General features: G+C 71.5%; 3 protein-coding genes. 2 read left to right on the forward strand and 1 reads right to left on the reverse strand.

Annotation, left to right across the window (positions count from 1 at the left end):
* Positions 1–181: 181 nt before the first annotated feature.
* Entirely contained in the window at positions 182–946 is a 765-nt protein-coding gene (locus ACFVH5_RS42830; protein ID WP_385839098.1) for a thioesterase II family protein, read from the reverse strand.
* A 321-nt stretch (positions 947–1267) separates the two neighbouring features.
* Here ACFVH5_RS42830 and ACFVH5_RS42835 point away from each other — a divergent pair, with 321 nt between their 5' ends.
* Both ACFVH5_RS42835 and ACFVH5_RS42840 read left to right on the forward strand, forming a co-directional pair.
* The gene (locus ACFVH5_RS42835; protein ID WP_385839100.1) at positions 1268–6136 is read left to right on the forward strand and encodes an SDR family NAD(P)-dependent oxidoreductase; all 4869 of its coding nucleotides are present in this window, start codon (positions 1268–1270) and stop codon (positions 6134–6136) included.
* 39 nt (positions 6137–6175) lie between these two features.
* Positions 6176–8238 (forward strand): type I polyketide synthase (locus ACFVH5_RS42840; protein ID WP_385839101.1); only part of this gene is annotated, 2063 nt, incomplete at its 3' end.

Here is an 8238-nt window from a genome sequence, read left to right on the forward strand (position 1 = left end):
AGCACCGGCCGGGGCGGGTGACATCGCCGGGCTCGGCCCTGGTGCGCAACGGCCTGCCGGAGCGGTCAAGGAGCCGGGTCCGGGGCCCGCCGCCGGGAGCCGTCAGGCCGCGGGGCGGGTGGCACCGGACGCGCGCTCACGCCGCAGCAGGCACACACCCGCGCCACGGCACCACACGCGCTCACCCCTCCGCAGGCAGAATCAGCCGGGAGATCTCGGCGATGACCTCGTCGGCGCGCGGCGCCAGATAGAAGTGATTGCCGCGGAAGACGCGCAGGGCGAACGTGCCTTCGGTGTGGGCGCGCCAGCAGTCCGCCTCCTCCACCGTGGTCAGCGGATCCTCGTCCCCCACGAAGGCATGGACCGGGCACGCCACACGCGCGGTGCCGACCGGCCGGTAGGTCTCGATGGCCCGGTAGTCGGCCCGCAGGGTCGGCAGGACCAGGCTGCGGATCTCGGGATCGGCGAAGACGGCCGGGTCGGTGCCGTTGAGCGCCTTGACCGAGGCGATCAGCGCCTCGTCGTCCTCCAGATGGACCGTCTCACCGCGGAACCGGGACGGTGCACGCCGGCCGGAGACGATGAGCCCGGCCGGGGACACGCCCAGTTCCCCCTCCATCAGCCGCGCCACCTCGAAGGCGATCGAGGCGCCCATGCTGTGGCCGAAGAGCCAGGTCCGGTCGAGGCCCTCCCGCGGGAGTTCACGGAAGGCGTGCGCGGCGAGGGCGTGGATGTCGGTGACGGGCGGCTCCGTGTGCCGGTCCTGACGCCCCGGGTACTGGACGGCGAGGACCTCGACCTTCCCGGAGAGCGCTCGCGAGACGGGGAAGTAGTAGTTCGCCGCGCCGCCCGCGTGCGGGAAGCAGACCATCCGCGGGACCGACCGGTCCGACGGATGGAAATCGCGGATCCAGTTCGAGGCGCTGTAAGGGGAAGTGACAGACATCAATCAATCCTTGGATCGGGCCGACTGAAGCCTCCGCCTCAGGCCTGTCCAGTCTTCACGCCGCCCGGCACGCACGGAAGCCCTTAGCCGCCCCTAACAACCGGGTTGTTGCCGGCCGCGAGGGTCGGTCACCTGCGAGGGACCCCTGACCGGGCGGTCGACGACCGAGTTCGGTGCGGTGCGGAAACAGGGGTCCGGGTCCTTCCGGAACGGCCGGACACGATAGGGGGGATCAGGGGTTGGGGCCCCTCATCACCCTGCGTAGCGTTCCCGGCAAGCGCGCGTCGAGGTGATCGACGCCTTTCGACCAGGGGTGGCTTTGTGGGAGACCAGGACAAGCTACTTGACTACCTCAAACGCGCGACCACGGACTTGCGCGCAGCTCGCAGACGCATCGCGGAGATCGAGCACCGTGATCGCGAACCCATCGCCGTCGTCGCGATGGCGTGCCGCTACCCGGGAGGCGTGACCTCGCCCGAGGGTCTGTGGGACCTGGTGGACAAGGGGGTCGACGCGGTGTCGGACTTCCCCGTCGACCGCGGCTGGGACGTCGACGACCTGTACGACCCCGAACCGGGCAAGCCCGGGAAGTCGGCGGCCCGCGAGGGCGGATTCCTCTACGACGCGGGTGACTTCGATGCCGAACTCTTCGGGATCAGCCCGCGCGAGGCCGCCGAGATCGACGCCCAGCAGCGCCTGCTGCTGGAGGTGTCGTGGGAGGTTCTGGAGCGCGCGGGTATCGACCCCACCACGCTGAAGGGCAGCCCCACCGGTGTGTTCGCCGGCGTGATGTACCACGACTACGCGGGCGGCAGCAACGGCGGCAGCCTCGTCTCGGGCCGGGTCGCCTACACGCTGGGGCTGGAAGGTCCCGCGGTGACCCTCGACACCGCCTGCTCCTCGTCGCTGGTCGCCCTGCACATGGCGATCCAGTCACTGCGTTCGGGGGACAGCTCCCTCGCGCTCGCCGGCGGGGTGACGGTGATGTCGACCCCTGAGATGTTCGTCTACTTCAGCGAGCAGCGAGGCATGGCGGCGGACGGCCGCTGCAAGTCCTTCGACGTCTCCGCCAACGGCATCGGGTGCTCCGAGGGGGCCGGAGTGCTGCTGCTGGAGCGGTTGTCCGACGCCCGCCGCAACGGCCACCCCGTACTCGCGGTCGTCCGCGGCACGGCGGTCAACCAGGACGGCGCGAGCAACGGCCTCACCGCCCCCAACGGTCCCGCCCAGCAGCGCGTGATCAACCAGGCCCTGACCAACGCGGGCCTGTCGGCGGCCGACGTGGACGTCATCGAGGCACATGGCACCGGTACGACCCTGGGCGACCCGATCGAGGCACAGGCCCTGCTGGCGACCTACGGGCAGGGGCGGACCGAGTCGCTGTGGCTGGGGTCCATCAAGTCGAACATGGGGCACACCCAGGCCGCGGCCGGCGTGGCGGGCATCATCAAGATGGTGCAGGCCCTGCGGCACGACACGATGCCCCGCACGCTGCACGTGGACGAGCCGACGCCGCAGGTGGACTGGGAGGCGGGCGACGTCCGGCTGCTCACCGAGGCGCGGCAGTGGCCGCCGGGTGAGCGACCCCGGCGTGCGGGTGTGTCGTCCTTCGGGATCAGCGGCACCAACGCCCACGTCATCATCGAGGAGGCGCCCGCGGTCGAGGAAGAACCCGTGGAGCGCCGGGAGTTGCCCGTCGTTCCCCTGGTGCTGTCAGCGAGGACGCCCGCGGCGCTTCAGGCCCAGCTCGACCGGATGGCCGCCGTCGACGCGGACGCGCTGGACGTGGCGTACTCGGCCGCGACGGGCCGGGCCGCTCTGGAACACCGCGCGGTACGGGTCGGTTCCGAGACCGTGATCGGCTCGGTCACCGAGGGCAAGCTGGCCTTCCTGTTCACCGGACAGGGCAGTCAGTGGGTCGGTATGGGCCGGGAGCTGTACGAGACGTTCCCGGTGTTCGCCGCGGCGTTCGACGAGGTCTGTGCCCTGCTCGACGTGCGTGAGGTGATGTGGCACGACGAAGAGGCCCTCGGCCGGACCGAGTTCACGCAGCCCGCGATCTTCGCCCTTGAGGTCGCCCTCTTCCGGCTCGTGGAGTCGTGGGGCATCAGGCCGGATCTGCTGGCCGGGCATTCCATCGGAGAGCTGGCCGCCGCCCACGTCGGTGGTGTGCTCACGCTGGAGGACGCGGCTCGCCTGATCGAGGCACGCGGCCGGCTCATGCAGCAACTGCCGCCCGGCGGGGCGATGGTGGCGGTCCAGGCGGCGGAGGAGGAGGTCGCCCCGCTCCTCACGGAAGGAGTGGGCGTCGCGGCCGTCAACACGCCCGACTCCGTGGTCATCTCGGGTGCCGAGGAAGCGGTGTCCGCGGTCGTCGCCCTGTTCACCGGTCGCAGGACGAGCCGGCTCAAGGTGTCGCACGCGTTCCACTCGCCTCTGATGGACCCGATGCTGGAGGACTTCCGCAAGGTCGCCGAGAGCGTCACGTACCACGAGCCGGTCATCCACCTGACCAAGGACGTGGGATCGGCGGAGTACTGGCTGCGGCACGTACGGGACACGGTGCGGTTCGCCGACGACGTCCGTGACCTGCACGACCGGGGCGTCACGCGGTTCCTGGAGATCGGGCCGGACAGCGTGCTGACGGCGATGGCCGGACAGAGCGCCGACGGCACGATGGCCGCCACACAGCGCCGCGACCGTCCCAGCACGGAGAGCCTGTTCACCGGAGTCGGACGGCTGTTCGCCGCCGGTGTGCCGGTCGACTGGAACGCCGTGTTCGAAGGACGCGGAGCGCGGCGCGTGGACCTGCCGACCTACCCCTTCCAGCACAAGCGCTACTGGCGCACGACGGAGAAGAGTCTCGCCTCCGCCGGGCTGGAGTCCGTGGAGCACCCCCTGCTGGGTGCGGGCATCGCCCTCCCCGACGGCGGCGGCACCGTGTTCACCGGCCGGCTCGCCCCGGCCACCCAGCCCCGGCTCGTCGACCACGACACACTCGGCGTGCTGGTGGTGCCCGGGGAAGTGTTCCTGGAACTGGCCCTGTTCGCCGCCGAGCGCACGGACCGCGGCCGCGTCGAGGAACTCGACGTCCACGTGCCGTTGGTCCTGGCCGACCTCGAAGACGTCGTGACGCTGCGCGTACTCGCCGACGAGGCAGGCACCGTCAGCGTGTACGCGCGCCGCGACGCCCATGACCCCTGGGTGAAACACGCCACCGGCACGCTGGCCGCCGACGCCGCCCAGGCCGTCTGGGCGCGCGACGACGAGACGTACGCCGCGGTGCTCGACGCCGCCGCCCGTGCCGCCGTCCTGTCTTCCGACGGCGGCCGGACACTGGCCCACGCATGGCGTGGCGTGTCCGTGCGGCTGGACGCCGAAGGACATCCGGTCCTGTCGGTGGACTCGGTCGAGACCCGCCGGATCACCACCGAAGAGGCCCGCGCACACTCCGGTGGCCGTGAGCCGCTCTTCCACCTCGACTGGGTCCCCGCCCCGGCATCCGCCGCCGAGACCCCCGGACATTCCCTGTACGAGTGCCCGCCGCCGGCCGAGGCGACACCGGAAGGCTTCCGTGCGCTCACGGGCCAGGTGCTCGCCCACCTCCAGCAGTGGCTGACCGACGAGCAGTCCGCGTCCACCAGACTCGTCGTCGTCACCCGTGGTGCGGTCGACGGCAGCGACCTCGGGCATGCGGCCGTGTGGGGCCTGGTGCGTGCCGCGGAATCCGAGCACCCCGGCCGGTTCGTCCTGCTGGACCTCGACGCCGACGCCGAACTGCCCGAGGAGGCACTGCGCCTCGACGAGCCCGAGATCGCCGTCCGCGACGGGGTGATCCGGGTCGCGAGGCTGGCCCGCGTCCCGGCGACGGGCGGGGGAGTCCCCGAGTGGGGCTCGCACGGCACGGTCCTGATCACCGGCGGGCTGAACGGACTCGGCGCCCTGACCGCCCGGCACCTGGCCGCCGCACACGGCGTGAAGCGCCTCCTGCTCACCAGCCGGCGGGGCATGGACACACCGGGCGCGGCCGAACTGGTCGCGGAACTCGCCGAGTCGGGCGCCGAGGTCGAGGTGGCGGCCTGTGACGTCACGGACCGGGACGCCCTGGCGGCGCTGCTGTCCGAACATCCCCTGACGGCCGTGGTGCACTCGGCCGGCGTGCTGGACGACGCGCTGATCGCGGCGCTGACCCCCGAGCGGCTGGACGCCGTCATGCGGCCGAAGGTCGACGCCGCCTGGCACCTGCACGAACTCACCCGCGACCACGACCTCTCGGCGTTCGTGATCTTCTCCTCCGTCGCCGGCACACTCGGCGGCACCGGACAGGGCAACTACGCCGCGGCGAACGCCTGGCTGGACGCCCTCGCCCGGCACCGCGCCTCCCGGGGACTGCCCGCGCTGACCCTGGGCTGGGGCCCCTGGGCCGAGGTCGGCGGCATGGCCGACCGGCTGGACGACGCCGAACTGCAGCGGCTGAGCCGCTCCGGAATGCCACCGCTGTCCCCGGACGAGGGACTGGCGCTGCTGGACGCCGCGCTGCTGTCCGGCCGGCCCCCGGTGATGCTCCCGGTCCGGTTCGACCTGGCGACGATGCGCACGCAGGCCGAGTCGGGAACGCTCTCCGCCGTCTTCGGCGGGCTGGTACGTGTGCAGGCCCGCCGGACCTCCGGCGGCAGGGCGTCGTGGGAACGGCTCGCCGGAATGGACGACGCGGACCGGAAGAAGTTCCTGCTGGGGCTGGTACGCGGCCATGTCGCCCAGGTCCTCGGACACGGTGGCGCCGACGACGTGGAACCGCACCGCGCACTGAACGAACTCGGCCTCACCTCTCTGGGAGCCGTCGAACTGCGCAACGGACTCAACGCCGACAGCGGACTGTCACTGCCTCCGACCCTGGCCTACGACTATCCGACCTGCCTGGCCATCGCCGAGTTCCTGTACGACGGGCTGCGGCCGGGCGAGGCGGCCGCAGCCGCACCGCTGCTCGCCGAGCTGGCCCGGCTGGAGGCCGCCGTGGCCGAACTCGCGTCGGACGACGAGGCGCACGCCAAGGTCACCGCCCGGCTCGAGGCACTGTCGCGGCGTGCCAGGGACGCCCGGAGCGGAACGGACGAGCCGGTCGCCGACCTCGTGCCCGAATCGGACGAGGAGCTCTTCGAGGTGCTGAACAAGGAACTGGGCCTGCTCTGACGGACCCGGCCTCTGCTTGCGAACTTCACGGATGGGTTGATGACGATGTCGAAGGACTCCAACGACGGTCGGCTTCGCGAGTATCTGCGGCTCGCCACCGGTGAGTTGCAGCAGACTCGGCGCCGTCTGCGCGAGGTGGAGGGCCGGGAACGCGAGCCGATCGCGATCGTGGGAATGGCATGCCGCTTCCCCGGTGGCGCGTCCTCGCCGGAAGGCCTCTGGGACCTGGTCGCCGACGGCCGGGACACGGTGGGCGAGTTCCCCACCGATCGCGGCTGGGACCTGGACGGGCTGTACGACCCGGACGGGACCGGCGAGAACACCAGCTACGTCAACCGGGGCAGCTTCCTGCCCGACGCGGGTGACTTTGACCCGGAGTTCTTCGGGATCAGCCCGCTCGAAGCAGCCGTCATGGACCCGCAGCAGCGACTGCTGCTGGAGGCATCCTGGGAGGCGGTGGAGCGCGCCGGCATCGATCCGCTGTCCCTGAAGGGCAGCGCCACGGGCGTGTACGCCGGACTGGTGTACCACGACTATCCGAGCAGCGCGGTGACCGGAGCACTGGTCTCCGGCCGGGTCGCCTACACCCTCGGCCTGGAGGGGCCCGCGGTCACGGTCGACACCGCCTGCTCGTCCTCGCTGGTCGCACTGGACCTGGCCGTCAAGGCGCTGCGGTCGGGCGAATGCTCCCTCGCGCTGGCCGGCGGGGTGGCGGTCATGTCGTCACCGATCACGTTCGTGGAGTTCAGCAGGCAGCGCGGCCTGGCGCTGGACGGCCGGTGCAAGCCGTTCGCCGCGGCGGCCGACGGCACCGGCTGGGGCGAGGGCGTGGGCATGCTCGTCCTGGAACGCCTCTCGGAAGCCCGGCGCAACGGCCACCGGGTGCTGGCGCTGGTCCGGAGCACGGCGACCAACCAGGACGGCGCCAGCAACGGCCTCACCGCGCCCAACGGACCCTCCCAACGCCGCGTGATCCAGCAGGCGCTGGCCGGCGCGGGCCTCTCGGTGGCCGACGTGGACGTGGTGGAGGCCCACGGCACGGGCACGACACTGGGTGATCCGATCGAGGCGCAGGCCCTGCTCGCCACGTACGGGCAGGAGCGTCCCGAGGACCGCCCGTTGTGGCTGGGCTCCGTGAAGTCCAACATCGGCCACACGCAGGCGGCCGCGGGCGTCGCCGGCATCATCAAGATGGTCCAGGCGATGCGGCACGGCCTCATGCCCCGGACGCTCCACGTCGACGAGCCGTCACCGAACGTCGACTGGTCGGCCGGCAACGTCAGGCTGCTGACCGAGGCCCGCCCCTGGCCGGCGCGCGAGGAACCGCGCCGCGCCGCCGTCTCGTCCTTCGGCGCCAGCGGGACGAACGCCCACATCATCCTGGAGGAGGCCAGACCGGTCGAGGCCGCCGCCGAGCCGGCGGAACGCCGGGAGCTCCCGGTCGCACCCATTGTGGTGTCGGCCAGGACGCGCGAGGCGCTGCAGGCCCAGATCGAGCGCGTCACCGCCGTCGAGCAGAGCGACCTGGACGTGGCGTTCTCCGCGGCGACCGGCCGGTCGGCCTTCGAACACCGCGCGGTACTGGTCGGGTCCGAGAACATCGTCGACGTCGTCCAGGACGGACAGTTGGCGTTTCTGTTCACCGGGCAGGGGAGTCAGCGGCTGGGTATGGGGCGTGAGTTGTATGAGGTGTTTCCGGTGTTCGCGGATGCCTTTGACGAGGTGTGTGCGGCGGTGGGGCTGCCGTTGAAGGAGGTGGTCTGGGGTGAGGGGGAGGCCCTGGATCGTACGGAGTTCACGCAGCCGGCGGTTTTCGCTGTTGAGGTTGCGTTGTTCCGTCTGGTGGCGTCGTGGGGGGTGACCCCGGACTTTTTGGTGGGTCATTCGATCGGTGAGGTGGCGGCGGCGCATGTTGCGGGTGTTCTGAGCCTGGGTGATGCGGCGCGGTTGATTGTGGCGCGGGGTCGGCTGATGCAGGGGTTGCCGTCGGGTGGGGCGATGGTGGCGCTGCAGGCGACGGAGGAGGAGGTTGCTCCGTATCTGACGGACGAGGTGGGGATCGCTGCGGTCAACACGCCTTCGTCGGTGGTGGTTTCGGGTGT

This window comes from Streptomyces sp. NPDC127119 (assembly GCF_042677425.1).
GTDB lineage: Bacteria > Actinomycetota > Actinomycetes > Streptomycetales > Streptomycetaceae > Streptomyces.

Excerpts from the sequence above, each read along its gene's own strand:
- ACFVH5_RS42830 (WP_385839098.1), bottom strand. The coding sequence starts at position 946 with ATGTCTGTCACTTCCCCTTACAGCGCCTCGAACTGGATCCGCGATTTC.